The sequence below is a fragment of the Streptomyces marianii genome, assembly GCF_005795905.1.
Lineage (GTDB): Bacteria > Actinomycetota > Actinomycetes > Streptomycetales > Streptomycetaceae > Streptomyces > Streptomyces marianii.
Genome location: NZ_VAWE01000001.1, coordinates 5,467,375 through 5,493,902, shown reverse-complemented (window position 1 = coordinate 5,493,902; position 26,528 = coordinate 5,467,375). Strand labels below are relative to the sequence as shown.

At 70.8% G+C, this 26,528-nt stretch carries 25 protein-coding genes and 1 tRNA gene; 21 read left to right on the top strand and 5 right to left on the bottom strand.

The features are described from left to right. Nucleotides 1-74: 74 nt before the first annotated feature. Complete coding sequence (locus tag FEF34_RS24975) at nt 75-665, bottom strand: SACE_7040 family transcriptional regulator (protein WP_138055145.1); 591 nt, start codon at nt 663-665, stop codon at nt 75-77. A gap of 98 nt (nt 666-763) precedes the next feature. Between FEF34_RS24975 and FEF34_RS24970 the strand changes: the two genes are divergently transcribed. From FEF34_RS24970 to glmS, 13 genes are all read left to right on the top strand, one after another. Next, nucleotides 764-2,395, top strand: coding sequence for a carboxyl transferase domain-containing protein (locus FEF34_RS24970; RefSeq protein WP_138055144.1), 1,632 nt, complete (start codon nt 764-766; stop codon nt 2,393-2,395). Between the two features lie 29 nt (nt 2,396-2,424). After that, nucleotides 2,425-4,437, top strand: coding sequence for an acetyl/propionyl/methylcrotonyl-CoA carboxylase subunit alpha (locus FEF34_RS24965; RefSeq protein ID WP_138055143.1), 2,013 nt, complete (start codon nt 2,425-2,427; stop codon nt 4,435-4,437). Further along, nucleotides 4,434-5,387 carry a hydroxymethylglutaryl-CoA lyase gene (locus tag FEF34_RS24960; RefSeq protein ID WP_138055142.1) on the top strand — a complete coding sequence of 318 codons (954 nt, stop codon included), beginning with the start codon at nt 4,434-4,436 and terminating at the stop codon, nt 5,385-5,387. Before FEF34_RS24965 ends, FEF34_RS24960 begins: the two co-directional genes overlap by 4 nt. Before the next feature lie 2 nt (nt 5,388-5,389). Next, nucleotides 5,390-6,556, top strand: a complete 1,167-nt coding sequence (locus tag FEF34_RS24955; protein ID WP_138055141.1) for an acyl-CoA dehydrogenase family protein — start codon at nt 5,390-5,392, stop codon at nt 6,554-6,556. A gap of 171 nt (nt 6,557-6,727) precedes the next feature. After that, nucleotides 6,728-7,768 carry an ABC transporter substrate-binding protein gene (locus FEF34_RS24950; protein ID WP_138055140.1) on the top strand — a complete coding sequence of 347 codons (1,041 nt, stop codon included), beginning with the start codon at nt 6,728-6,730 and terminating at the stop codon, nt 7,766-7,768. Nucleotides 7,769-7,771: 3 nt separating this feature from the next. After that, nucleotides 7,772-8,620 carry a siderophore-interacting protein gene (locus FEF34_RS24945; protein WP_138055139.1) on the top strand — a complete coding sequence of 283 codons (849 nt, stop codon included), beginning with the start codon at nt 7,772-7,774 and terminating at the stop codon, nt 8,618-8,620. Between the two features lie 250 nt (nt 8,621-8,870). Then, the gene (locus FEF34_RS24940; RefSeq protein ID WP_138055138.1) at nt 8,871-10,355 is read left to right on the top strand and encodes a pyridoxal phosphate-dependent decarboxylase family protein; all 1,485 of its coding nucleotides are present in this window, start codon (nt 8,871-8,873) and stop codon (nt 10,353-10,355) included. Further along, complete coding sequence (locus FEF34_RS24935; RefSeq protein ID WP_138055137.1) at nt 10,339-11,619, top strand: lysine N(6)-hydroxylase/L-ornithine N(5)-oxygenase family protein; 1,281 nt, start codon at nt 10,339-10,341, stop codon at nt 11,617-11,619. The genes FEF34_RS24940 and FEF34_RS24935 overlap by 17 nt, the downstream gene beginning before the upstream one ends. Next, nucleotides 11,616-12,257 (top strand): GNAT family N-acetyltransferase, encoded by a 642-nt coding sequence (locus FEF34_RS24930; protein WP_138055136.1) that lies wholly within the window; start codon nt 11,616-11,618, stop codon nt 12,255-12,257. Before FEF34_RS24935 ends, FEF34_RS24930 begins: the two co-directional genes overlap by 4 nt. Next, complete coding sequence (locus tag FEF34_RS24925; protein WP_138055135.1) at nt 12,254-14,035, top strand: IucA/IucC family protein; 1,782 nt, start codon at nt 12,254-12,256, stop codon at nt 14,033-14,035. The genes FEF34_RS24930 and FEF34_RS24925 overlap by 4 nt, the downstream gene beginning before the upstream one ends. A gap of 150 nt (nt 14,036-14,185) precedes the next feature. Then, entirely contained in the window at nt 14,186-15,052 is an 867-nt protein-coding gene (locus FEF34_RS24920; RefSeq protein ID WP_138055134.1) for a DUF4429 domain-containing protein, read from the top strand. 125 nt (nt 15,053-15,177) lie between these two features. Continuing rightward, nucleotides 15,178-15,453: a hypothetical protein gene (locus FEF34_RS24915; RefSeq protein ID WP_138055133.1), complete on the top strand. Its 276-nt coding sequence runs from the start codon at nt 15,178-15,180 to the stop codon at nt 15,451-15,453. Nucleotides 15,454-15,538: 85 nt separating this feature from the next. Further along, nucleotides 15,539-17,356: a glutamine--fructose-6-phosphate transaminase (isomerizing) gene (gene glmS, locus FEF34_RS24910; protein WP_138055132.1), complete on the top strand. Its 1,818-nt coding sequence runs from the start codon at nt 15,539-15,541 to the stop codon at nt 17,354-17,356. A 116-nt stretch (nt 17,357-17,472) separates the two neighbouring features. Here glmS and FEF34_RS24905 read toward each other — a convergent pair whose 3' ends face one another. Beyond that, nucleotides 17,473-18,042: a GPR1/FUN34/YaaH family transporter gene (locus FEF34_RS24905; protein WP_138055131.1), complete on the bottom strand. Its 570-nt coding sequence runs from the start codon at nt 18,040-18,042 to the stop codon at nt 17,473-17,475. 177 nt (nt 18,043-18,219) lie between these two features. Continuing rightward, nucleotides 18,220-18,741 (bottom strand): universal stress protein, encoded by a 522-nt coding sequence (locus FEF34_RS24900; protein WP_138055130.1) that lies wholly within the window; start codon nt 18,739-18,741, stop codon nt 18,220-18,222. Between the two features lie 1,291 nt (nt 18,742-20,032). Between FEF34_RS24900 and FEF34_RS24890 the strand changes: the two genes are divergently transcribed. From FEF34_RS24890 to FEF34_RS24875, 4 genes are all read left to right on the top strand, one after another. Further along, nucleotides 20,033-21,229: a helix-turn-helix domain-containing protein gene (locus FEF34_RS24890; protein WP_138055128.1), complete on the top strand. Its 1,197-nt coding sequence runs from the start codon at nt 20,033-20,035 to the stop codon at nt 21,227-21,229. Between the two features lie 10 nt (nt 21,230-21,239). After that, nucleotides 21,240-21,845 (top strand): oligoribonuclease, encoded by a 606-nt coding sequence (gene orn / locus FEF34_RS24885; RefSeq protein ID WP_138055127.1) that lies wholly within the window; start codon nt 21,240-21,242, stop codon nt 21,843-21,845. Nucleotides 21,846-22,438: 593 nt separating this feature from the next. Then, a tRNA-His gene (locus FEF34_RS24880) sits at nt 22,439-22,511 on the top strand. A 110-nt stretch (nt 22,512-22,621) separates the two neighbouring features. Further along, a complete protein-coding gene (locus FEF34_RS24875; RefSeq protein ID WP_138055126.1) occupies nt 22,622-23,872 on the top strand; it encodes a tyrosine-type recombinase/integrase in 1,251 nt (416 codons plus the stop codon). Between the two features lies 1 nt (nt 23,873). Here the strand turns inward: FEF34_RS24875 and FEF34_RS24870 are convergent, their stop codons facing one another. Continuing rightward, entirely contained in the window at nt 23,874-24,335 is a 462-nt protein-coding gene (locus FEF34_RS24870; RefSeq protein ID WP_138055125.1) for a hypothetical protein, read from the bottom strand. 172 nt (nt 24,336-24,507) lie between these two features. Beyond that, on the bottom strand, nt 24,508-24,909 hold the full coding sequence (locus FEF34_RS24865) for a hypothetical protein (protein ID WP_138055124.1): 402 nt from the start codon (nt 24,907-24,909) through the stop codon (nt 24,508-24,510). A gap of 267 nt (nt 24,910-25,176) precedes the next feature. On the opposite strand from FEF34_RS24865, the gene FEF34_RS24860 reads away from it, so the two are divergent. The 4 genes from FEF34_RS24860 (at nt 25,177) to FEF34_RS24845 (ending at nt 26,460) form a co-directional block, all read left to right on the top strand. Then, a complete protein-coding gene (locus FEF34_RS24860) occupies nt 25,177-25,464 on the top strand; it encodes an XRE family transcriptional regulator (RefSeq protein ID WP_138055123.1) in 288 nt (95 codons plus the stop codon). Beyond that, complete coding sequence (locus FEF34_RS24855; RefSeq protein WP_138055122.1) at nt 25,461-25,730, top strand: helix-turn-helix domain-containing protein; 270 nt, start codon at nt 25,461-25,463, stop codon at nt 25,728-25,730. Before FEF34_RS24860 ends, FEF34_RS24855 begins: the two co-directional genes overlap by 4 nt. Before the next feature lie 74 nt (nt 25,731-25,804). Beyond that, nucleotides 25,805-26,146 (top strand): hypothetical protein, encoded by a 342-nt coding sequence (locus tag FEF34_RS24850; RefSeq protein WP_138055121.1) that lies wholly within the window; start codon nt 25,805-25,807, stop codon nt 26,144-26,146. Continuing rightward, complete coding sequence (locus FEF34_RS24845; protein WP_138055120.1) at nt 26,143-26,460, top strand: hypothetical protein; 318 nt, start codon at nt 26,143-26,145, stop codon at nt 26,458-26,460. Before FEF34_RS24850 ends, FEF34_RS24845 begins: the two co-directional genes overlap by 4 nt. The last annotated feature ends 68 nt before the right edge of the window (nt 26,461-26,528 follow it).

Genomic DNA, 26,528 nt, shown 5'->3' with positions numbered 1-26,528 from the left:
CCAGGTGTGCGGAGCGTGCCCGGCGTCCCGGTGGCCGGACACCCGGGGCACCGCCGGCCGCCGGGGGCCACCCCCTACGGCAGCGAGGCGAGCGCCCCGTGGGCGAGCCTGCGCAGCAGGTCCTCCATGGCCGCGCGGCCCGGCAGCCCGTTTCCGTACGAGCCCAGGTGCGGGGTGGAGTTCAGCAGGCCGAAGACGGCGTGGACGGCCGCCCGGACCTGGCCCTCGCCGGTCCCGGGGTGCAGTTTGCGGACGACGTCCACCCACAGTTCGACGTACTGGCGCTGGAGCTGGCGCACCAGCTTGCGGTCGCTGTCCCGCAGCCGGTCCAGCTCCCGGTCGTGGAGGGTGATCAGCGGGCGGTCGTCGAGGGCGAAGTCGATGTGCCCGTCGATGAGCGAGGAGAGCACCTGCTCGGGGATGCCGTCCGCCTCGGCGACCCGGCGCCTGCCGCCGTCCAGGAGCCGGCCGGAGATGCCGACCAGCAGTTCGGCGAGCATCGCGTCCTTGCCGGGGAAGTGGCGGTACAGCCCGGGGCCGCTGATACCGACGGCGGCGCCTATCTCGTCGACGCCGACGCCGTGGAAGCCGCGCTCGGCGAAGAGGCGCGCGGCCTCCTTGAGGATCTGCTCGCGACGGGTCGGAGCGTCGGTCCTGGTGCTCATGCCACTGATTCTAGACAAGACTGTTAGCGATCGTTAACCTGAACGCGTGGGTTAACGCCCATTAACACGAACGATGCTCTGACAGGGGGCACGACACGATGCGGCAAGCACCTGTGCTGACGAGTGCGGAGGATCCCGCCTCGGACGCCTGGCAGGCCAACGAGGCGGCGCACCACGCCCTGGCCGACACCCTGCGCGCGAAGCTGGCGGCGGCCCGGCTCGGCGGTGGCGAGAAGGCCCGGGCGCGCCACACCGCGCGCGGGAAGCTGCTGCCGCGCGACCGGGTGGACACGCTCCTGGACCCGGGCTCGCCCTTCCTCGAGCTGGCACCGCTCGCGGCCGACGGCATGTACGACGGGCAGGCCCCGGCGGCCGGGGTGATCGCCGGCATCGGCCGGGTCGGCGGCCGCGAGGTCGTCGTCGTCGCCAACGACGCCACGGTCAAGGGCGGCACGTACTACCCGATGACGGTGAAGAAGCACCTGCGCGCCCAGGAGGTGGCCCTGGAGAACCGGCTGCCGTGCGTCTACCTCGTCGACTCGGGCGGCGCGTTCCTGCCGATGCAGGACGAGGTCTTCCCCGACCGCGAGCACTTCGGCCGGATCTTCTACAACCAGGCGAGGCTCTCCGCGGCGCGCGTCCCGCAGATCGCCGCGGTGCTCGGCTCCTGCACGGCCGGCGGCGCCTACGTCCCCGCGATGAGCGACGAGGCCGTGATCGTGCGGAACCAGGGCACGATCTTCCTCGGCGGCCCACCGCTGGTGAAGGCCGCGACCGGTGAGGTCGTCACGGCCGAGGAGCTGGGCGGCGGCGAGGTCCACTCCCGGGTCTCCGGTGTCACGGACCACCTCGCGGAGAACGACGCGCACGCCCTGAGGATCGTGCGGAGCATCGTGTCCACCCTCCCCGGGCGCGGTCCGCTCCCCTGGTCGGTGGAGCCGGTCGAGGAGCCCAAGGCGGACCCGTTCGGGCTGTACGGGGCGGTGCCGGTGGACTCCCGCACGCCGTACGACGTCCGGGAGATCATCGCCCGCGTCACGGACGGCTCCCGCTTCGCCGAGTTCAAGGCCGAGTTCGGCACCACGCTGGTCACCGGCTTCGCCCGGATCCACGGCCACCCGGTCGGCATCGTGGCCAACAACGGCATCCTGTTCGCCGAATCGGCCCAGAAGGGCGCCCACTTCATCGAGCTGTGCGACCAGCGCGGCATCCCCCTGGTGTTCCTGCAGAACATCTCCGGCTTCATGGTCGGCAGGGACTACGAGGCGGGCGGCATCGCCAAGCACGGCGCCAAGATGGTCACGGCCGTGGCCTGCACCCGGGTGCCGAAGCTGACCGTCGTCGTCGGCGGCTCGTACGGCGCGGGCAACTACTCCATGTGCGGCCGCGCCTACTCGCCCCGCTTCCTGTGGATGTGGCCCAACGCCAAGATCTCGGTGATGGGGGGCGAGCAGGCCGCGTCCGTGCTGGCCACCGTCAAGCGGGACCAGCTGGAGGCGCGTGGCGAGGAGTGGCCCGCCGATGCGGAGGAGGCGTTCAAGGACCCGATCCGCGCCCAGTACGAGCAGCAGGGCAACGCGTACTACGCCACGGCCCGGCTGTGGGACGACGGGGTTATCGACCCGCTGGAGACCCGGCAGGTGCTGGGGCTCGCCCTGACCGCCTGTGCCAACGCCCCGCTGCCCGAGAGGGACGCCTCGGCGCCCGGCTTCGGCGTATTCCGGATGTGAGGACCACTGTGACGTTCGAAGGACAGCGGATGTTCGACACCGTTCTGGTTGCCAACCGAGGCGAGATCGCGGTCCGCGTCATCCGTACGCTGCGGGCCCTCGGTGTCCGCTCGGTCGCCGTGTTCAGCGACGCCGACGCCGACGCCCGGCACGTCCGCGAGGCGGACACCGCCGTCCGGCTCGGCCCGGCGCCCGCCGCCGAGAGCTATCTCTCCGTCGAGCGCCTGCTGGAGGCGGCCCGCCGGGCCGGCGCCCAGGCGGTCCACCCGGGCTACGGCTTCCTCGCGGAGAACGCCGGATTCGCCCGCGCCTGCGAGGAGGCGGGCCTGGTGTTCATCGGGCCGCCCGCCGACGCCATCTCCCTGATGGGCGACAAGATCCGCGCCAAGGAGACGGTGCGGACGGCCGGGGTCCCGGTTGTGCCGGGCTCCTCCGGCTCGGGACTCACCGACGACCAACTGGCCGAGGCGGCGCGGGAGATCGGCATGCCGGTCCTGCTGAAGCCCTCCGCGGGCGGCGGCGGCAAGGGCATGCGGCTGACCCGCGTGGAGTCCGCCCTGCTGGAGGAGATCGCGGCCGCCCGGCGGGAGGCGCGCGCGTCGTTCGGCGACGACACCCTGCTGGTGGAGCGGTGGATCGACCGTCCCCGGCACATCGAGATCCAGGTCCTCGCGGACGGCCACGGCAACGTGGTGCACCTCGGAGAGCGCGAGTGCTCCCTCCAGCGCCGCCACCAGAAGATCATCGAGGAGGCGCCCTCCGTCCTGCTGGACGAGGAGATCCGCGCGGCGATGGGCGAGGCGGCGGTCCAGGCGGCCCGCTCCTGCGGCTACCGGGGCGCGGGCACCGTCGAGTTCATCGTCCCCGGCGGCGACCCGTCCTCGTACTACTTCATGGAGATGAACACCCGGCTCCAGGTCGAGCACCCGGTGACCGAGCTGGTCACCGGCCTGGACCTGGTGGAGTGGCAGCTGCGGGTGGCAGCGGGCGAGGAACTGCCCTTCGGCCAGAAGGACATCGCGCTCACCGGCCACGCGGTCGAGGCCCGTATCTGCGCGGAGGACCCCGCGCGCGGCTTCCTGCCGTCGGGCGGCACGGTGCTCTCCCTGAGCGAGCCCCGGGGCGACGGGGTGCGCACCGACTCGGGCCTCAGCGAGGGCACGGAGGTCTCCAGCCTCTACGACCCGATGCTGTCGAAGGTCATCGCGTACGGCCCCGACCGCGCGACCGCGCTGCGCAGGCTGCGAGCGGCCCTGGCGGACAACGTCACCCTGGGCGTGCCGACGAACGCGGGCTTCCTGCGCCGGCTGCTCGACCACCCCGAGGTGGTCGCGGGAGACCTGGACACGGGCCTCGTCGAGCGGGAGGCGGACTCCCTCGTCGACGGCACGGTCCCCCCGGAGGTGTACGCCGCCGCCGCGCTGCTGCGGGAGGCGCCCGCGCCGGTGGACGCGTCCGGCTGGACCGACCCGTTCTCCGTCCCCGGCGGCTGGCGTCTCGGCGGTGAACCCGCCTGGACCGTCCACCACTTCCGGGTGCCGGGCCACGACCCGGTGGAGGTCCGGCTACGCGGCTCCGAGGCCGTGCTGGACGGGCTGCCCGTCCGGCGCGTCCGGCGCGCGAAGGACGCGGGCGCGGGCAGCGCGACGATCGGTGTCGAGATCGACGGCCTCGCCCACACCCTCCACCACGCCGCCGCCCCCGGCGGGACCTGGCTCGGTCGCGACGGCGACTCCTGGTACGTCCAGGACCACGACCCGGTCGCCGCGAGCCTGAGCGGGGCGGCCCGGCAGGGCGCCGACACGCTCGCCGCGCCGATGCCCGGCACCGTCACGGTCGTGAAGGTGGCGGTCGGGGACGCGGTGGACGCCGGCCAGAGCCTGCTCGTCGTGGAGGCGATGAAGATGGAGCACGTCATCTCCGCGCCGCACGCCGGGACCGTCACCGAACTGGACGTCACCCCGGGGACGACCGTCGTCATGGACCAGGTCCTGGCCGTCGTCGCCCCGCACGACGACGAGGGCGAGGAGGACACGGCATGACCGAGGGACTGCCGATGGAGGTGCCTGTCGCCGGTCTGCCGCCACGTGTGCGGATCCACGAGGTCGGGCCCCGCGACGGTCTGCAGAACGAGAAGGAGGTCGTCCCGACCGAGGTGAAGGCGGAGTTCGTCCACCGTCTCGCCGGGGCCGGGCTGACGACGGTTGAGGCGACCAGCTTCGTCCACCCCAGGTGGGTGCCCCAACTCGCGGACGCCGAGGACCTGTTCCCGCGGCTCGCGGACATCGGGGGCGTGGCCCTGCCGGTCCTCGTACCGAACGAACGCGGGCTCGACCGTGCCCTCGCGCTGGGCGCGCGGCGGATCGCCGTGTTCGCGTCGGCGACGGAGACCTTCGCCGCGCGCAACCTCAACCGCACGGTCGAGGAGTCGCTGGCCATGTTCGAGCCCGTGGTGGCCCGGGCGAAGGACGACGAGGTCCATGTCCGCGGCTATCTCTCGATGTGCTTCGGCGACCCGTGGGAGGGCGCGGTGCCCGTCCACCAGGTCGTCCGCGTGGCCCGGCGGCTGATGGACCTGGGCTGCGACGAGCTGAGCCTCGGCGACACCATCGGCGTCGCCACCCCGGGCCATGTCCAGGCGCTGCTCGCCCGGTTGAACGAGGAGGGTGTGCCCACCAGCGCCATCGGGGTGCACTTCCACGACACCTACGGCCAGGCACTGGCCAACACCCTCGCGGCGCTCCAGCACGGCGTCACCACCGTGGACGCCTCCGCGGGCGGCCTCGGCGGCTGCCCGTACGCGAAGAGCGCCACCGGGAACCTCGCCACCGAAGACCTCGTGTGGATGCTCCACGGCCTCGGCATCGAGACCGGGGTCGACCTCGGCCGGCTCACCGCCACCAGCGTGTGGATGGCCGAGCGGCTGGGCCGTCCCAGCCCTTCACGCACCGTTCGCGCCCTCGCGGGCACGGCTTCCCACAAGGAGTCCTAGCCATGTCGCTCGACCACCGCCTCACTCCCGAGCACGAGGAACTGCGCCGCACCGTCGAGGCGTTCGCCCACGACGTGGTCGCCCCCAAGATCGGCGACTTCTACGAGCGGCACGAGTTCCCGTACGAGATCGTCCGCGAGATGGGCCGGATGGGCCTGTTCGGCCTGCCCTTCCCCGAGGAGTACGGCGGGATGGGCGGCGACTACCTCGCCCTCGGCATCGCCCTGGAGGAGCTGGCCCGCGTCGACTCCTCCGTCGCCATCACCCTGGAGGCCGGGGTCTCGCTCGGCGCGATGCCGGTCTTCCGGTTCGGCACCGAGGAGCAGAAGCGGGAGTGGCTGCCCCGGCTCTGCTCCGGTGAGATCCTCGGCGCCTTCGGGCTGACCGAGCCGGACGCCGGCTCGGACGCGGGCGGTACGAAGACCACGGCCGTTCGCGACGAGTCGACCGGCGAGTGGGTGATCAACGGCTCCAAGTGCTTCATCACCAACTCCGGCACCGACATCACGGGCCTGGTCACGGTCACCGCCGTCACCGGCCGCACGGACGCGGGCAAGCCGCTGATCTCCTCCATCATCGTCCCGTCGGGCACCCCGGGCTTCACCGTCGCCGCCCCGTACTCGAAGGTCGGGTGGAACGCGTCGGACACCCGGGAGCTGTCGTTCTCCGACGTCCGGGTGCCCTTCGCGAACCTGCTGGGCGAGGAGGGCCGGGGCTACGCCCAGTTCCTGCGCATCCTCGACGAGGGCCGGATCGCCATCGCCGCCCTCGCCACGGGTCTGGCGCAGGGCTGTGTCGACGAGTCCGTCAAGTACGCCAGGGAGCGCCGCGCGTTCGGCCGTCCGATCGGCGACAACCAGGCCATCCAGTTCAAGATCGCCGACATGGAGATGCGGGCGCACATGGCCCGGATCGGCTGGCGCGACGCGGCGTCGCGCCTCGTCCTCGGCGAACCGTTCAAGAAGGAGGCGGCGCTGGCGAAGCTGTACTCCTCGACGGTCGCCGTCGACAACGCCCGTGACGCCACGCAGATCCACGGCGGGTACGGCTTCATGAACGAGTACCCGGTGGCCCGTATGTGGCGCGACTCCAAGATCCTGGAGATCGGCGAGGGTACCAGCGAGGTGCAGCGGATGCTGGTCGCCCGCGAGTTGGGGTTGCAGTCGTAGGACCCACGGGCCTTCCGGCGGCGCCCTGCCCGCCGTCGAAGGCCCTGCTCGCGGCGCGGTGATCAGCGTCACGTGGGGGCGGCCTCTCGACAAGATCTGAGGTTAGGCTAACCTACCTTCGACTTGCTCAGAGGCCGCCCCCACCGGCACGCACCGAAAGCGAACCCTTTCATGCCCCATGCCCGCGCTTCCCACCTCACCCGTCGCGGTCTGCTCGCCGCGGGCGGCGCTCTCGGCCTCACCGCCGCCCTCTCCGCCTGCGGTTCCGAAGACAAGGGCGAGTCGGCCTCGGACGCGAAGCAGTCCGGCCCCTGGCAGTTCAAGGACGACCGCGGCCAGGTCGCCAAGACCAAGGCCACGCCGAAGAACATCGTCGCCTTCACCGGCACGGCGGCCGCGCTCCACGACTTCGGCATCGAGGTGAAGGGCGTCTTCGGCCCCACCTACGTCGAGGACAGGGCCAAGGGCACCAGGACGCCGGACGTCCAGGCGGGCGACCTCGACATCGACAAGGTGAAGGTCCTCGGCAACGTCTGGGGCGAGTTCAACATCGAGCAGTACGCGGCCCTGGCTCCGGACGTGCTCATCACCGACATGTGGGAGAAGGACGCCCTCTGGTACGTGCCGGACCAGTCCAAGGACAAGATCCTGAAGCTGGCCCCGAGCGTCGCCCTGTGGGCCTCGGACCACTCCATGCCGAAGGTCCTGCAGCGCCACGTCGAGCTGGCCGAGTCCCTGGGCGCCGACGTCAGTACCAAGAAGGTCACTGACGCCAAGGCCGCCTTCGAGAAGGCAGCCGCCCGGCTGCGCGCCGCCGCGAAGGCCAAGCCCGAGATCAAGGTGCTGATCGGCTCGGCGAGCGCCGAACTGTTCTACGTCTCCACCCCGGGCCGGCCGACCGACACGCTCTACTTCAAGGAGCTCGGCGTCAACTTCGTGACGCCCGGCAAGCTCGACGCCGGCGGCTGGTTCGAGGGCCTCAGCTGGGAGAACGTGGACAAGTACAAGGCCGACATCATCATGATGGACAACCGCGCCTCGGCCCTCCAGCCCGAGGCCCTGAAGTCCAAGCCGACCTGGACCCGGCTGCCCGCCGTCAAGGCCGGCCAGGTCATCCCGCGCGTGACCGAGCCCATCTACTCGTACGAGAAGTGCACGCCGATCCTCGAGGACCTGGCCAAGGCCATCGAGAACGCGAAGAAGGTCGCCTGACCCATGCCGACAGCCGCAGCCGCCCCGTTCCGCTTCTTCCCTCTCCAGGTCGTGCGGACGCGGCGGCTCGGCCCGTCGCTGATCCGGGTCACCTTCGAAGGGGAGGCCCTCCGGGGTTTCGCCTCCGGCGGCCGCGACCAGTCGCTCTCGCTCTTCCTGCCGCACCCGGGACAGGAGGAACCCGTCATCCCGCTCCCCGGCGAGGAGGACATGTACGCGCGGCTCGGCGCCTGGCGCGCCCTGCCGGACGACGAGCGGGCCGTACTGCGCTCGTACACGGTCCGCGAGCAGCGCCCCGACGCCGGTGAACACGGCGAACTGGACATCGACTTCGCCGTCCACGAGGACGGCGGCCCGGCCTGCCGCTGGGCTCAGACGGCCTCCGCCGGCGACCGGGTGACGGTTCTCGGTCCCGCGACCGCCGACAACACCGCGGTGCGTTTCCGGCTGCCGGAGGACGCCGACTCGGTGGTGATCTGGGCGGACGAGACCGCCCTGCCCGCCGTCTCGGCGATCCTGGAGTGGCTGCCCGCCGGGATCCGCGCGCAGGTCTGGATCGAGGTCCCGCACGCCGGTGACCGGATCGAGCCGGAGACCGCGGCCGACGCCGCCGTCACCTGGCTGGTACGGGACGAGGGCGCGCCACCGGCCGTCGAGGCCCTGCGCGCCGCCGAGTTCACCGGCTCCGCCCCGTACGCCTGGATCGCCGGCGAGTCGGGCTCCGTCAAGGCGCTGCGCCGTCATCTCGTGAACGAGCGCGGACTCGACCGCCGCCGGGTCACGTTCGTCGGCTACTGGCGCAAGGGCCTCAGCGAGGACGCCCTGCGCGAGGCGCCCGACGACGACGCGTAGGCCCCGGGCCTTCCGCCCGGCTCCACGCCGTTGCCCGCGGCCCCGTCGACACCTGCGACGGGGCCGCGCTGCCGTGCGCCCTTCCGGACGGCCTGAGCCGGATGTGAGCCAACTCGACGCCGTTTCCGTGAAGTAGGGGCGGACGGAGACGAGGATTCAGGTTAGGCTAACCTAAGTTCCAGCCGCCCACTCTCCGCTCCCGGCCCAGGGGGCGGTCCTGTCACGTCCCCGCACCGGGAGGACCCCCACCATGCGCTCGCACCTGCTCAACGGCACAACGGCGGAGCTCTACCGCAGCTCCGTGACCGAAGGAGTCGAGCGGGTGGCGAACAAACTCGCCACGACCAGGCGCCCGTTCACGGGGGTGACCCCGGACGAGCTGGCCCCGACCATCGCCGCCGTCGACCTCGACCAGCCGCTCGGCGACTCCTCCGCCGCGCTGGACGAGCTGGAGCGGGTGTACCTGCGGGACGCGGTCTACTTCCATCACCCGCGCTACCTCGGCCACCTGAACTGCCCGGTCGTCATCCCCGCCGTGCTGGGCGAGGCCGTCCTCTCCGCCGTCAACTCCTCGCTGGACACCTGGGACCAGAGCGCCGGCGGCACGCTGATCGAGCGCAGGCTCATCGACTGGACCACCCGCCGGATCGGCCTCGGCCCCGCCGCCGACGGCGTCTTCACCAGCGGCGGCACCCAGTCCAACCTCCAGGCGATGCTGCTCGCCCGCGAGGAGGTCAAGCCCGCCGACAGGGACGACCTGTCGAAGCTGCGCGTCTTCTCCTCCGCGTGCAGCCACTTCAGCGTCCAGAAGTCCGCGACCCTCCTCGGCCTCGGCCGGGACGCCGTCGTGTCCGTGCCCGTCGACCGCGACCGGCGCATGCAGACCGTGGCCCTCGCCGCCGAACTGGAGAAGTGCCGGCGCGCCGGGCTGGTCCCGATGGCGGTCGTCGCCACCGCCGGCACCACCGACTTCGGCTCCATCGACCCGCTGCCCGAGATCGCCGCGCTGTGCGACGAGTACGGCACCTGGATGCACGTCGACGCCGCCTACGGCTGCGGGCTGCTCGCCTCGCCGACCCGCCGCGGGCTCCTGGAGGGCGTCCAGCACGCCGACTCGGTGACCGTCGACTACCACAAGTCCTTCTTCCAGCCCGTGAGTTCCTCCGCCCTGCTGGTGCGGGACGGCGCCACACTGCGGCACGCCACCTACCACGCGGACTACCTCAACCCCGCGCCGACCGTGGAGGTGGGGGCACCTCCCGTGCCCGAAGGGCTACGGAGCAGGATCCCCAACCAGGTGGACAAGTCCCTCCAGACCACCCGCCGCTTCGACGCCCTCAAGCTGTGGATGACCCTGCGCGTCATGGGCGCGGACGGTGTCGGGCAGCTCTTCGACGAGGTGTGCGACCTCGCGTCCGCGGGCTGGCGGCTGCTCGCCGCCGACCCCCGCTACGACGTCGTGGTCGAGCCCCGGCTCTCCACCCTGGTCTTCCGCTACGTCCCGGAGCGGGTCACCTCCGCCGCGGAGACAGACCGCGCCAACCTGTACGCCCGCAAGGCCCTGTTCGCCTCCGGGGAGGCCGTCGTCGCCGGGACCAAGGTCGACGGCCGCCAGTACCTGAAGTTCACCCTGCTGAACCCCGAGACGACCGTGGCCGACATCGCCGCCGTCCTCGACCTCATCGCCGGCCACGCCGAGCAGTACCTGGGAGAGAACCTTGTCCACGCCTCCTGAGCGCCGTGACATCCACGATTTCATCGGTATCGGACTCGGTCCGTTCAACCTCGGCCTCGCCTGCCTGACCGAGCCGGTCGCCGAGCTGAACGGCCTCTTCCTCGAGTCAAAGCCGGACTTCGAGTGGCACTCGGGCATGTTCCTCGACGGCGCCCACCTGCAGACCCCGTTCATGTCGGACCTGGTGACGCTCGCCGACCCGACGTCGCCGTACTCCTTCCTCAACTACCTGAAGGAGAAGGGCCGACTCTACTCGTTCTACATCCGCGAGAACTTCTACCCGCTGCGGACCGAGTACAACGACTACTGCCGCTGGGCCGCCGCCAAGCTGAGCAGCATCCGCTTCGGCACCACGGTCGCCCGGGTCGAGTTCGAGGCGGAAGACGAGGTCTACGCCGTCCGTACCACCGACGGCGAGACGTTCCGCGCACGCAGACTCGTCCTGGGCACCGGCACCCCGCCGTACGTCCCGGACTCCTGCCAGGGCCTCGGCGGCGACTTCATCCACAACTCGCACTACCTCCAGGCCAAGGAGGAACTGCGGAAGAAGGAGTCGATCACCCTCGTCGGCAGCGGTCAGAGCGCCGCGGAGATCTACTACGACCTCCTCGCCGAGATCGACGTGCACGGCTACCGGCTCAACTGGGTCACCCGCTCCCCGCGGTTCTTCCCGCTGGAGTACACCAAGCTGACCCTGGAGATGACCTCCCCCGAGTACGTCGACTACTTCCACGCGCTGCCGGAGACCACCCGCTACCGGCTGGAGACCCAGCAGAAGAACCTCTTCAAGGGCATCGACGGCGACCTCATCAACGAGATCTTCGACCTGCTCTACCGGAAGAACCTCGGCGGCCCGGTGCCCACCCGTCTGCTCACCAACACCGCGCTGTGCACGGCCGCGTACGAGAACGGCGCGTACACACTGGGGCTGCGCCAGGAGGAGCAGGAGAAGGACTTCGAGATCCGGACCGAGGGCCTGATCCTCGCCACGGGCTACAAGTACGTCACCCCGGACTACCTGGAGCCCGTGCTCGACCGGCTGCGCCGGGACGGCCGGGGCCGCTTCGACGTCGCCCGCAACTACTCGATCGACACCACGGGGCGTGGCGTCTTCCTGCAGAACGCGGGGGTGCACACCCACTCCATCACCTCGCCCGACCTGGGCATGGGCGCGTACCGCAACGCGTACATCATCGCCGAGATGCTCGGCGGCGAGTACTACCCCGTGGAGAAGACCATCGCATTCCAGGAGTTCGCCGTATGAGCACCACCGCCCCCGCCCTGGGGACGTTCTCCTTCCGTCCCCTCGACCTTTCCCCTACCTCCGGTGGGGAGACCTCAACCCTTGCCTCAGGTGGGGAGACCCCAACCCCTGCCTCAGGTGGGGAGACCCCGAGCGACGCCGAGCTGCTGCACCGCTGGGTCACCGACCCGAAGGCCGCGTTCTGGATGATGCAGGACGCCAGGCTGCAGGACGTCGAGCGCGAGTACACGAGGATCGCCGCGCACGAGCACCACGACGCCTTCATCGGGCTGCACGACGGCGAGCCGGCCTTCCTGATGGAGCGCTACGACCCGCGCCACGTGGAGCTGGTCGGTCTCTACGACCCCCAGCCGGGCGACGTCGGCATGCACTTCCTGGTCGCCCCGACCGACACCCCGGTCCACGGCTTCACCCGGGCCGTGATCACCGCCGTGATGCGCGAGCTGTTCGCCGACCCGGCGACGCGACGGGTCGTCGTCGAGCCGGACGTCGGCAACAAGGCCGTGCACGCGCTCAACGCGGCCGTCGGCTTCGTGCCCGAGCGCGAGATCCGGAAGCCCGAGAAGACGGCGCTGCTGAGCTTCTGCACGCGTGAGCAGTTCGAGGCGGCCGTCGGCGACGTGGAGGCGGAGCGATGAGCACGGCGATCGACAGCGTCGCCCACCTCACCCCCGAGCTGTGGTCGGAGGCCAACCGGCTGCTGATCCGCAAGGGTCTCGCCGAGTTCTCCCACGAGCGGCTGCTCGCGCCGAGGGACCTCGGGGACGGCCGCTGGGCGGTGCTCAGCGACGACGGCAGGACCGAGTACCGGTTCGCCGCCGGGCGGCTGGCGCTCGACCACTGGCAGGTCGAGGCGGACTCCGTGACCCGCCACCGCGACGGCGCGGAACTCCCGCTGGACGCACTGGAGTTCTTCACCGAGCTGCGCGGCGCGCTCGGCCTGTCCGACGAGATCCTGCCGGTGTACCTGGAGGAGATCTCCTCCACCCTGTCCGGCGCGGCGTACAAGCTCACCAAGCCCGAGGTGTCCGCCGCCGAGCTCAGCCGCGCCGGGTTCCAGGACATCGAGACCGGGATGACCGAGGGCCACCCCTGCTTCGTCGCCAACAACGGGCGGCTCGGCTTCGGCATCCACGAGTACCACCGGTACGCGCCGGAGGCCGCGGCCCCGGTCCGGCTGCTGTGGGTGGCCGCGCACCGCTCGCGTGCCGCGTTCACCTCCTGCACGGACCTCGGCTACGAGAACCTGATGCGGGCCGAGCTGGGCCGGGGGACGCTCGACCGGTTCGACGCCCGGCTGCGCGGCCTCGGGCTGGACCCGGCGGACTACCTGCTGATGCCCGTCCACCCCTGGCAGTGGTGGAACAAACTCTCCGTCACCTTCGCCGCCGAGGTGGCCCGGCGGCGGCTGGTGCCGCTCGGGGAGGGCGACGACGCGTACCTGGCCCAGCAGTCGATCCGCACCTTCTTCAACACCAGCGACCCGTCGAAGCACTACGTGAAGACGGCGATGTCCGTCATCAACATGGGCTTCATGCGGGGGCTGTCCGCCGCGTACATGGAGGCCACGCCCGCCATCAACGACTGGCTCGCCGGACTGATCGAGAGCGACGAGGTACTGACGACGGCGCGCTTCTCGATCATCCGCGAGCGGGCCGCGGTCGGGTACCGGCACCTGGAGTACGAGGCTGCGACGGATCGTTTCTCCCCTTACCGCAAGATGCTGGCCGCGCTCTGGCGCGAGAGCCCGGTGGACACCCTGGAGGACGGTGAGCGGCTGGCGACGATGGCCTCGCTGCTGCACACCGACCGCTCCGGGAAGTCCTTCGCCGGCGCGCTCATCACCGGGTCGGGGCTGGCGCCCGAGGTGTGGCTGCGCCGCTACCTGGACGCCTACCTGCTGCCGGTGCTGCACTGCTTCTACGCGTACGACCTCGTCTACATGCCGCACGGGGAGAACGTCATCCTGGTGCTCGGCGAGGATGGCGCGGTGCGGCGCGCGATCTTCAAGGACATCGCCGAGGAGATCTGCGTGATGGACCCGGACGCGGTGCTTCCGCCCGCGGTCGAGCGGGTCCGCGCCGAGGTCCCCGAGAACATGAAGCTGCTGTCGGTCTTCACGGACGTCTTCGACTGCTTCTTCCGGTTCCTCGGCGCCGCGCTGGTCACGGAGGGCGTGCTGGACGAGGACGCCTTCTGGCGGACGGTCGCCGAGTGCGTCACCGGCTACCAGGAGTCGATGCCGCACCTGCGGGAGAAGTTCGCCCAGTACGACATGTTCGCGCCGGAGTTCGCGCTGTCCTGCCTCAACCGGCTCCAGCTGCGCGACAACAGGCAGATGGTGGACCTGGCCGACCCGTCGGGCGCCCTCCAGCTGGTGGGTGACCTGGAGAACCCGATCGCGCGGTTCCGGTAGCCCTCACAGGCCGCGGACCGGGCGGGCGCCCGGCGGAGTACGGTCCTCCGCCGGGCGCCCGCCCTCTTGGCACCCGCCCGCGTGCGGGCCCGTCGGCCGCTCCCTTCGCGCCGTCTTCGGACTCCCGACCCGCGGTGCGACAATCCTGCAATGGCGGAAATCATCCAGAAGGACGGCATCTGGGCCTTCGACGGGCGGACCGTGCGGATCGTCCCCGGCACCGGCAAGACGCATCCCCTGCGGCAGGCGCTCGGTGAACTCGCCGTCCCGCTGGAGGCGTTGGCCGGTGTCGCGTTCGAGCCCGGACGCCGCGGCGGACGGCTGCGGCTGAAGCTGCGGGACGGCAGCGATCCGCTGCTGCTGGCCGCCGACGGACGACTGCCGGAGAGCGGCGACCCCTACCGGCTGCCGGTGGAGAACGACCGCTGCGGTGTGGCCGAGTACTTCGTGGACGAACTGCGCAACGCCCTGCTGCTGGACCAGGTCCCGGACGGACCGGTGGACCGCTTCCTGCTGCCGGGCCCGGCGGTGCCGGTCTCGGGCGGCGGGGGCGACGGCACGGCCTCCTTCGACGGGGACACGATCCGCCTCACCTGGAACTGGAAGGCGGAGGAGTCCAAGGCGTCGTCCGGGGCGAGCACGTTCCCGCTCTCCGAGGTGGGCGGCGTGCGCTGGCTGCCGGCGATCGGCCTGGAGAGCGGCCATCTGCGCTTCCTGCTGAGCGGCCGACCCGCCAAGCGGCCCGCCAAGCACGACCCGTACGCGCTCGACCTGTGGGGCATGTCGCGCAAGGAGTACACCGCCGTCCTGGTCGCCGCCGCCGTGACCGCCCGGCTCCCGCACCCGAGCGCCCCGCCGCGGACGTCCGGGGAACTGCCGTCCGCCGCCGCCCCGGCGATCGAAGATCACGACGTGCTGCTGCGGCGGCTGCGGGAGCTCGGCGAACTGCACCGGGCGGGGATACTGACCGACGAGGAGTTCTCCACGGCCAAGCAGGCCGTCCTCAAGCGCATGTGAGCGACCCGGAGAGCGAAGCCGTAAAGCGGGCGTAAATATCAACTGTAACCATGATCACGCAGGCTTCTGCCCGAATTCGGGCAGGAATCTTGCGTTCAGGCCGGGCGACACCCCAATATCTACGGGTGCTCGATCGCCGCACGTCGCATGACGACCTCATCGACCATCTGGTGCGCAGCACCGCGCTCCAGCGCGGTGAGGCGGCCCGGGTGGTCCTGGACGTGCTGGCGTTCTTCGACGAGACGACCGAGGAGTTCGTGCGCCGCCGCCACCGGGAGCTGCAGGCCGGCGGGGGCGTGAACACGGAGATCTTCGAGCGGATCGCGGCCGAGCTGCCGCACCGCGCGGTGGCTCCCCCGGACCTCTCGCTCAGGCAGCTGCGCCGCATCGTCTACGGCTGAGCCGCCGCGGAGGCCGCGTGCACCGCGCACACCGCGCGGCGCGGCCGGGCACACACAGGAACGTCGTCGGAGGGGCAGAGACTCTATGTGCGGAATCGTCGGTTACATCGGGAAGCGCGACGTCGCGCCGCTGCTGCTGGAGGGCCTGGCGCGGCTGGAGTACCGGGGTTACGACTCCGCGGGCATGGTGATCACCAGCCCCAAGAGCACCGGTCTGAAAATGGTCAAGGCCAAGGGCCGCGTCCGCGACCTGGAGGCCCGGGTCCCCAAGCGCTTCACCGGCACCACCGGCATCGCCCACACCCGCTGGGCCACCCACGGCGCCCCGAGCGACATCAACTCGCACCCGCACCTGGACCCCGAGAACAAGGTCGCCGTCGTCCACAACGGCATCGTCGACAACGCCGACGAGCTGCGCGCCAAGCTGGAGGCCGACGGCGTCGTCTTCGCCTCCGAGACCGACACCGAGGTCATCACCCACCTGATCGCCCGCTCCCAGGCCGAGACCCTGGAGGAGAAGGTCCGCGAGGCGGTCAAGGTCATCGAGGGCACCTACGGCATCGCCGTGATGCACGCCGACTTCAACGACCGCATCGTGGTCGCGCGCAACGGCTCCCCCGTCATCCTCGGCATCGGCGAGAAGGAGATGCTCGTCGCCTCCGACGTCGCCGCGCTGATCGCCCACACCCGCCAGGTCGTCACCCTGAACGACGGCGAGATGGCCACCCTCAAGGCCGACGACTTCCGGACCTACACCACCAGCGGCACGACGACCACCGCCACCCCCGAGACCGTCGAGTGGGAGGCCGCCTCGTACGACATGGGCGGCCACGACACGTACATGCACAAGGAGATCTCGGAGCAGCCCGACGCCGTGGACCGCGTGCTGCGCGGCCGCATCGACGACCGGTTCTCCACGGTGCACCTGGGCGGTCTGAACCTGGACGCCCGCGAGGCCCGCGGCATCCGCCGGGTCAAGATCCTCGGCTGCGGCACCTCGTACCACGCGGGCCTGATCGGCGCCGGGCTCATCGAGTCCCTGGCCCGGATCCCCGCCGACTCCGAGCCGGCCTCCGAGTTCCGCTACCGCAACCCGGTCGTGGACCCCGACACCCTCTACATCGCCGTCTCCCAGTCCGGTGAGACCTACGACGTGCTCGCCGCCGTCCAGGAGCTCAAGCGCAAGGGCGCCCGCGTCCTCGGCGTCGTGAACGTGGTCGGCTCCGCGATCGCCCGCGAGACGGACGGCGGCGTGTACGTGCACGCCGGCCCCGAGGTCTGCGTCGTCTCCACCAAGTGCTTCACCAACACGGTGGTCGCGTTCGCGCTGCTCGCGCTGCACCTGGGCCGCATCCGCGACCTGTCCGTAGCCGACGGCAAGCGGATCATCGAGGGCCTGCGCAGGCTGCCCTCCCAGATCTCCGAGGTCCTCGAGTCCGAGGACGAGATCAAGAAGCTGGCCGCCGAGTACGCCGACGCCAAGTCGATGATGTTCATCGGCCGGGTCCGCGGCTACCCGGTGGCGCTCGAGGCCTCCCTGAAGCTCAAGGAGATCTCCTACATCCACGCCGAGGCCTACCCGGCCTCCGAGCTGAAGCACGGCCCGCTGGCGCTGATCGAGCCGGCGCTGCCGACGGTCGCGATCGTCCCGGACGACGAACTGCTGGAGAAGAACCGCGCCGCGCTGGAGGAGATCAAGGCCCGCAGCGGCCGGATCCTCGCGGTCGCCCACCAGGAGCAGGAGAAGGCCGACCACACGATCCTGGTGCCCAAGAACGAGGACGAACTGGACCCGATCCTCATGGGCATCCCGCTCCAGCTCCTCGCCTACCACACGGCCCTGGCCCTCGGCCGGGACATCGACAAGCCGCGCAACCTGGCCAAGTCGGTCACCGTGGAGTAGTCCCGTACGGCCCGGCGCCTACGGACGGCGACCCCCTTGCGCACGCCACCAGTGCCGCAAGGGGGTCGCCCCTTTCGCCGACGGCGCCGAGACGACTCACGCCGACGGCCCGCCGCTCAGCCGGTGGCCGTCACACCCCGGCCTGCGGCACGCCCGGAGAAGGTGGGCCAGTGCGCCAGCGCCGCGGTGGCGCCGTACCAGGCCGCGAGTCCCGCGACCGCGGCGGCCCAGCCGCCGGCCTTCGCCAGCCCGTCGTTCCCCGCGAACGAGGCGATCGCGAGGAGCAGCATCGACACGCACAGCAGCCCGTACACGCCCTGACCGAGGATCCCGCTGCCGGACGCTCCTGCGGTGAGCGTGAGCGCCAGAAGCGCGAACAGGAGCATGAACAGCCCGGCGGCCTCCGCCGAGACCGCCGCGCCGGTGCCGGTCCCCCAGGTGAACCAGAGGGCGCCGAGGCCCGCGAAGGCCGTACCCGTACCGCCGTTGCCCGCACGGAACTCGAGCAACCCGACGACGAACAGTGCGACCCCGCCCACCCAGGTCGCGAGGGGTGCGGCGTCGGACGCCGCGACATTGTCGATCACACCGGTGTTGCCGATCCCGAAGGCCAGCAGCGTCAGGCCCAGTGCGAGGTGGCCGAGAGTGGTTGTCGTGGCGCTTCCCGCGGAGACGTCCTTGTCCACGGCGGGCTCCCTTCGTGCGCGCTTGGTGCTGATTCCCAGCCACCCTTATCTACCCTTCACAAGCGCACAATCCACCCCGTACGACCGAGTAGCCATGACGGTCGTCAAAAAGTTACAAAACCCGCGCCAACCTGCGAGAACAATGGTACGGAAGGGGCTCTTGGGGCCTCTTGGGAGCTACGGGATGACGATGACGGGCCGCTGCGCGCGGCGGGCCAGCCGCCCCGCGACCGAGCCGAAAATGCGCCCCACGATGCCGTGGGTGGAGCCGACCACGATGGCGTCGGCCGAATACTCCCGGCCGACCTCCTCGAGTTCGTGGCAGATGTCGCCGCCGCGCTCCACGAGGATCCACGGAACCTCGGAGAGGTAGTCGGCACAGGCGAGTTCGAGCCCCAGTACCTCGGTGCGGTGGTCCGGGACATCGACGAAGACCGGCGGTTCACAGCCCGCCCACACCGTGGTGGGAAGGCGGTTGGCGACATGCACGATGATCAGGCCCGAACCGGAGCGCCCGGCCATCCCGATCGCGTACGCCAGCGCCCGCTCACTCGAGGTGGATCCGTCGAAACCGACCACGACGCCGTGCCGGAAGGCGGGATCGCAGGAAGGGCGCGACTGCTCCGCCGCCTGCAGATCCGACAGGGGGTCGGCGACCTGCTTGCGGTCCGCGGGTTCGGGAATTTCGTGACCGGCCATCGGTTGTCTCGGCGTTCAGATCCTCATGGGAGGGCGACGGTTGGCTGCGGAGCTCTGTCCGGGAATCAACTTCCCAACCCCATACCCTCAAGGGTACGGCGCCACTCCTCGCCTGCCCAGAGCTCGGGGTTCCTACTCCCGGCGAGCCGACGGAGCACGCGTCCCAGGGAGCATGCACGAGCACACTCCGTATGGCAATGGCGCCTGCACCGTACAGGCTTCGCCCGGAACGCCCACCGGAACCGCCCGCGAGCCCGCCCGTCCAGAGCCGGAGCCGGCAGTCGGGAGAGGAGCGGAAGGCCCCGGGGAACCGCCGGGGGAACGGGAGACGCGGCAGTGACCGGAGGGCTCCGCTCCTCGTTGGTCTCCCGTCGCCCCACCGGCGGGACGGATCCGCCGACTCCGCCGCACCTCCGCCCCGAGGAGTTCCCGTGCCCGCTTCACCGGCCGCCCGCACCTCCGCCCCGCCCCGCGGCCTGACCCCCTCACGGGGCCGCCGCAGGGCGCCGCGGACGGCGGCCGCGCGCCCTGCGGCGGTGCCGGCACCGGACGCCCCGGCGGCTTCCGCAAGGTCCCGCCGAACCGCCGGACGCGCGGACTCCGCCAACCGCTCCACCGGAGAGGGCCCCGGAACGCCCATGAGTGCCGCCGCAGGCACTCCGGCGGGCGACTCCGCGGGCGAAGTGGTTCGATGGGCAACTTTCGGCTGTGTCGTCGTCCCGGTCGTCCTTGTGGCATACGACACATCCGTCGGCGGCGCGGTCGCGGTCGCGGCCGGCCTGGCCGCCGTGACCGGCGCCTGCCGGGCGCTGATGCGCCGGTCCGAACGGGCTCCGCGGCGCATCGCGGGAGCACGAGGACGCCGCGGCGGCGGCCGTCGGGCACGGCCCACTCCACGGGACTGACGAATTCGCACACACGCACCCGTATGTTTTAGGCCAACTTCGCCTGCTCGGGCGTTCCTTGGAGAAATGGCCCGTCAACCCCCGTGCGACCAGGGAGGAAAGGACCACACGCGCCGCTCGCACCCTACGGGGATGGGCCATGCATGCGTCGCGCACTTCCCTACGCGGCCTCCGGATGCAACGCTTCGTGATCGAATGCTTCGCGCCAAGTTACCTTGTCGACAATGTGCCGGTTCCGGAACTTGTCACGCCGGCACCACGGGACGCAGTAGATTCGATCATGAGTATCGAAGGCTGGGGACTCGTGCAGAACCGAGGGGAAACGTGCAGGAGCGACAGGCCCGACAAGAACGGGGAGACGCGAACACCGAGGGGGGCTTAGCGTCATGAGTCAGGACTCCGCCGCGCCGGAGGCCGTAAGGAAGCTGTCCGGGCGCCGCCGCCGGGAAGTCGTCGCGGTGCTGCTGTTCAGCGGCGGTCCCATCTTCGAGAGTTCCATTCCGCTCTCGGTGTTCGGAATCGACCGCCAGGATGCCGGAGTTCCCCGCTACCGGCTGCTCGTATGTGCCGGTGAGGAGGGCCCCCTGCGGACCACAGGGGGACTCGAACTCACCGCGCCCTACGGGCTGGAGGCGATCGGCAGAGCGGGCACGGTCGTCGTGCCGGCCTGGCGGTCGATCACCTCACCACCGCCACCCGAGGCCCTCGAGGCGCTGCGCCGCGCCCACGAGGAGGGCGCCCGCATCGTGGGGCTGTGCACCGGGGCGTTCGTACTGGCCGCCGCGGGGCTGCTGGACGGCCGCCCGGCGACCACGCACTGGATGTACGCACCGACGCTCGCCAAACGCTATCCGTCGGTCCACGTGGACCCGCGGGAGCTGTTCGTCGACGACGGCGACGTCCTCACCTCCGCCGGCACCGCGGCCGGCATCGACCTCTGTCTGCACATCGTGCGGACGGACCACGGCGCGGAGGCGGCCGGGGCACTGGCCCGCAGGCTGGTCGTCCCGCCGCGGCGCAGTGGCGGGCAGGAGCGCTACCTCGACAGGTCTTTACCGGAGGAGATCGGCTCCGACCCGCTCGCCGAGGTCGTGGCCTGGGCGCTGGAGCACCTCCACGAGCAGTTCGACGTGGAGACCCTGGCGGCCCGTGCGTACATGAGCAGGCGGACCTTCGACCGCAGGTTCCGCTCGCTCACCGGGAGCGCTCCCCTGCAGTGGCTGATCACCCAGCGGGTGCTGCAGGCGCAGCGGCTGCTCGAGACCTCCGACTACTCGGTCGACGAGGTCGCGGGCCGGTGCGGCTTCCGCTCCCCTGTGGCGCTGCGCGGGCACTTCCGCCGCCAGCTCGGCTCCTCCCCGGCCGCGTACCGGGCCGCCTACCGGGCCAGGCGTCCGCAGGTCGACCCGGTGGCTTCCGGGGCGTCAGAGCCGGTCGTACCGGCCCAGGCGTCCGCGGGGCACACGAGGAGGCATCCGGCCGCCACGGGTGCGTCCCCCGGCCCCCCGGAACCGGGCAGGCCCGGCTCGGATGCCTACGCCCCCGGGCGTCCGGCGCTCCCCGGCCAGCGGAGTGCGCCATAAGGTAGGACGCATGAACGATCGCATGGTGTGGATCGACTGCGAGATGACCGGGCTCTCGCTGGCCGACGACGCACTCATCGAGGTGGCCGCGCTGGTCACCGACTCGGAACTGAACGTGCTCGGTGAAGGGGTGGACATCGTGATCCGCCCGCCGGACGCGGCGCTGGAGACCATGCCCGAGGTGGTGCGGCAGATGCACACCGCCTCGGGCCTCCTCGACGAACTCGCGGCCGGCACGACCCTGGCCGACGCCGAGGAGCAGGTCCTCGCGTACGTGCGTGAGCACGTCAAGGAGCCGGGCAAGGCGCCGCTGTGCGGGAACTCGGTCGGAACCGACCGCGGCTTCCTGCTCCGCGACATGCCGAAGGTGGAGGAGTACCTCCACTACCGGATCGTCGACGTCTCCTCGGTCAAGGAGCTGGCCCGGCGCTGGTATCCGAGGGCGTACTTCAACAGTCCGGAGAAGAACGGCAACCACCGGGCCCTCGCCGACATCCGCGAGTCGATCGCCGAGCTGCGCTACTACCGCGAGGCGATCTTCGTCCCCCAGCCGGGCCCGGACTCGGACGCGGCGAAGGCGATCGCGGCGCGCCACGTGGTGCCCGCGGCGCAGTAGGCCGCACGCGCGCCGGGCGGCGCAGCGACCGCTGCCCGCCCGGCGCGGGCGTGTCCGGGGTCCGGTGACGGGGCACCTCGCCCACCGCTCCCGCCCGTCTTCCCGGTCCCGGCACCCGGGTGCCCGTGCGACGGAGTCGTCCCGCCCGGGCACTCCGGGGCCGGAGCATCACATGCTCCAGGGCGCTCTGGTACGGAATCCCCGCACCCGGAGGGCGTGCGGGATCGCCTCGCCCGGACCGGGTCCCGCTCATCACGGTCCACGCCCGGCGTGCCTGCACACGGGGGCTCGACGCACCCGTGCAGGACGCCTCGCGTTCGCCTGCCCGGGGTCCGGCAACCGGGTGTCCGCACTCCCACGCCCCGCGCGGCACGGACCCGCTCGGGGGCCGTGCCATGCGGGGCACAGACCGCAGCCGCCGCGGACGGGGCGCCCATGCGGCACCCGCGCCGGACCCTGTTCCGGCAGCGTGGCCCGCGGCCCGTCCCGCAGCACGCGCGGGGTACACGCCAGGCCGACGTAAACCCGGGCGCGAGCACCCTCCAGGACCCTGTACACTTTTTCTCGGCCGGTCGGGAGAACGACCGGTCATGGTGGGTGTAGCTCAGCTGGTAGAGCACCTGGTTGTGGTCCAGGATGCCGCGGGTTCGAGTCCCGTCACTCACCCTGAACGATCAAGGCCCGGCCTGCGAAAACAGGCCGGGCCTTCGTCATGGTCGAAACTTCGGGAACACAGCGGGAACACAGACCCCGTGATCCGGTCGTATCGTCTGCTCATGGCGAGCATTGCGGAACGCCCCAAGAAGAGCGGCGCCATCACCTTTCAGGTGAAATGGCGTCAGGATGGCCAGTGGCAGACCGAGAACTTCCGCGAGCGCCCCGCGGCGGAGCAGTTCAAAGCCCTCGTAGAGGCACACGGCGGGCAGTGGCCGCACGGCTGGGTCCGTGGGCTGGGCTTCGTCGAGGAGCCCGCGATCCCCGGCGACGTCCCGTTCCCCGACTACGCGACTCGCTACGTCGACCGGCTTACCGGCATCGACGAGCGCACCCGCGAGGACTACCACCGGGAGGTGCGCATCCACCTCTCTCTCCTACGGCACACCGACCATGCGGGCCGCGAACACTCCGCGACCATCGGCAACCTCACCCAGGAAGACGTGACCGACTGGGTGCGCGTCGAGGAGGCAGGCGAACGGGACCCCGAGGACCCGGAGAGATGGCGTCGTCGGCCGGCAGACCCCAAGAGCATCGCGAACCGGCATGGGCTGCTCTACTGCATCATCCAGGCCGCCATCGATGCTGAGCCGCAGTTGCGGACGTCCAACTGTTGCAAGAGGACCAAGCTCCCCCGCGCAGACGACCATGTGGAGGAGGAGATGACGTTCCTGGAGCGCGACGAGTACCAGCGCATCGCGGCTGAGATCAAGGACCCCGACGCGCGGGACCTGGCGGACTGGCTCGTGGGTACAGGGATGCGCTGGGGCGAGGCGTCGGCGCTCAGGGTGAGCGACCTGAACCTGAACGGCGAGAGGCCCACCGTGAGCGTCCAGAGGGCGTGGAAGAAGGCCAAGAAGGGCGCGCCGGGGGGGTCGTTCTTCCTGGGACCGCCCAAGACCAAGAAGGCTCGGCGGGTCATCCGACTGTCCCCCGCACAGGTGGAGGTGGCACGGCGCCACGCTGCGGGGCGCCAGCCTGACGACTTCCTTTTCCGTACGGCTACGGGGCGGAACTGGCGGCATTCGAACTACTACCACCGGAAGTGGCAGCCGGCGGTCGCGGCCGCGGTGGCGAAGGGGCTCCCAAAGAAGCCGCGGTTGCACGATCTGCGGCACACGCACGCGTCGTGGTTGATCGCCGGGCGGATCCCGCTGCCGGCGATTCAGATTCGGCTCGGGCACGAGAGCATCCAGACCACGGTGGATCGTTACGGGCATCTGGTGCTGAGCCTCGATGACGACATCGCGGACGCCGTCGAGGCCGCGCTCGGGGTGCCGGAGCAGCGGGCAGGGCTTCGGTCAGTGGGGTAGGTCAGCCGGGTGCGTCTTGGCCGGTGTCGCCGCCCGTTCCTCGGGTGATCCAGATCTCGGTGCGGACCATCTTGGTGAGCATCCATGTCATGTCGGCAGCGAGGACGGGGCTTGCGTGTCCTTCGTGGACGAGCCATACATGCCGCTGCGGCCTCTCCATGGACAGGAGCAGGCTGCCGGTGGGAAACGCCTCTGCGGGTGTGAGCTGCCAAGCGGCGTGGAGGACCCGGCGGGGGTGGATCCGGTTCTCGGGGGTGTCTGGCGCCCGGTACCACTGCCCCGTGGCCATCATGGATGCCTGCTGGGCGGTGAACTCGTCGAGGAGCCGCTGAGTGGCGTGGCCGGGCTCAATGATGACGTGGATGGTTCCGCCGTCGGGGCCGGGTCGGATGTCGGCGATGCGACCGGCGGGTAGTTCGCCTGGCTGGGCGAACCTGAAGCAGACTTCGATCACTTTGGGCATGCTGGTGCTCCTCCCCAGGCCCCGCGTCACAATCCGCATGCCAGTTCGAAACGACATGCAGCCGGAACCTTATCCGCCCCCGGGCGGAGGACCCATGATGCACACAACCGCCACAGTTCCAACAGGTCAGCGCTGAAAGTGTCGAAGCGTCAGTTATAGACGGGGTGAAACGTCAGCTGTTGCGGAATGCCTCGATCAGGGCGAGCACCTTGCGCTGATCTTCGGGACTCAGGTCCTCGTATCGGTGGACCATGGTCCGCACGTTCTCGTCTGGGCTGTACACGGAATCCAGTCCGAAGAACTGGCTTGCTGCAGCGTCCTGGACAGTACGCAGCGGCACTTGCATGCCGGCGGCCATCCCTCGCAGCTGGTCGACCCCGGGAGCCTGGACGGGGAGCCGGGTGGCGATGCGGTGTAGCCAGCTCGACTTGACGGTCCTCTCCCCGGTCTGCGGGTCGATGCAGCGCTCGGCCAGCTTTTCGTAGCTGAGCCGGAGCGCCTCCTTTCGTGCGAGCACGAGGTCTCCGAGCTGGTGTCGCTCGATGGGCGTGGGGGTGCCCTTCTCAGCCGCCATGAGGCTCATCCTGCCACTCCGTGTCGTCGCATGGGCCGTGGGGTGTCCATGTGGCCAGGGTGGCGCCGGGTTCATCCCCCCTGGTTGTGCGAGGTCTGCCATCCCGCACCTTGGACAGAGTGTCCATGCAGGGCAACGGCGCGCGCTAGGGCGCGCGGCGGATTTGACCGAATCCCCACACTCCATCCAGCAGGCTGGACGATCCGTCCAAGCTATGCAATGCTTCTGACATCCAAGCAATGCAATGAACCGTTGTACGAGGTGGACATGACTCACCCTGTCCCGCTGTACCGCCTGGTCAGCGCCGACCTCCTCCGAACGCTGATGCGCCGCACCGGCACTGGTGCATCCGTCAGCGTCCGAGAGCTCGCCGCACTCGCCGGCATCCCACACGGCACGATCGGCAATCTCCTCACCGGAGAACAGGAAGCCGTTCTGGCCAGCTCGGCCCACTCAATCGCCGCAGCGATCGGCGTGGACGTGCTCGTCCTGTGGATTCCTGAAGGGCGCTCCGCGGAGCACATCTCCGGCCGAGCGCCGGCGGTGGCCCTATGAGCCGCCGCTACACCTACCCCGAGGCTGCGGAACGCCTCCGCGTAGAGGAGCGCTGGCTCCGCCGCAACATCCGCCGCCTGCCGCACTCCAAGAAGGGCCGGGTCGTCACGTTCTCCGACGAGGACCTCGACCGCATCGACGCCCTGCACCACCACGAGCCGACGAGTAGCCCGCTGGCCACCCTCCCCGTGCCGGCGCCCGGCACTCACCCCATGGCGCATCTGAAGCCGCTGCCGCCGCGCGGTGCCGCGGTCCGCATCGGCTGAACGAAATCGGGGCCGCCCGGACGGCCATCCGGACAGCCCCTCGGCACACCTCATCACCGAGAGAAGAGGTAACCGTGAGTATCGACCTTACCCGCCACGTGCAGCCGGCCTTCGAGCAGACCGCGCAGCGCAACGGGCACATCGCCGCCCTGGCCGCGGCCGAACACATCATCAGCAGCTCCCCGGTCATCCCCGCCGACGTCACGACCCGCTGCCGCTCATGGGCCACCAACGAGCCGGGCATCGACCTCTTCTTCTACGACGCCCCCAACGACGTGCGCCGCTTCGGCGCCCACTTCGGCCTCGCCGTGGCCGAGCGGATCACCACCAGCGGCGCATCCGAGGTCAAGGCGGAAGGCACCGTCCACGGCGTACAGGTCCGCGCCTGGTGCCTCACCGGGTCGGTGTCCTCGTGAACGCCCGCCGGGTGAACGCCGCGGCCGGCGTCATCTTCGCCGCCATGAAGACCCGGCAGACCGCCGCCGGCATCGCCGCGGCCCTCGAGGCCGCGCAGCTGCTCCAGTCACCGGAGACCGCGGACGAACTGCAGAGGCTGCGCGCCCGCGTGGCCGAGCTCGAGCACGCCCCGATCCCGTACGCCCTCACGCCCATGGCCGACGCCGTACGGCAGCGGCTCGCGGACCGCAGCTGGGAGGACCCGCACGACTCCCCCCTCCACCGCGCGCACTGCATCCCGCACGACATGCCGCTGATCGGCGGTGGCAACTGATGGCCACCCACGACCCGAAGCGCTGCCGCCTCTGCGCCGGCCTCCGCCACCCCGCGGCACGCGGCGCC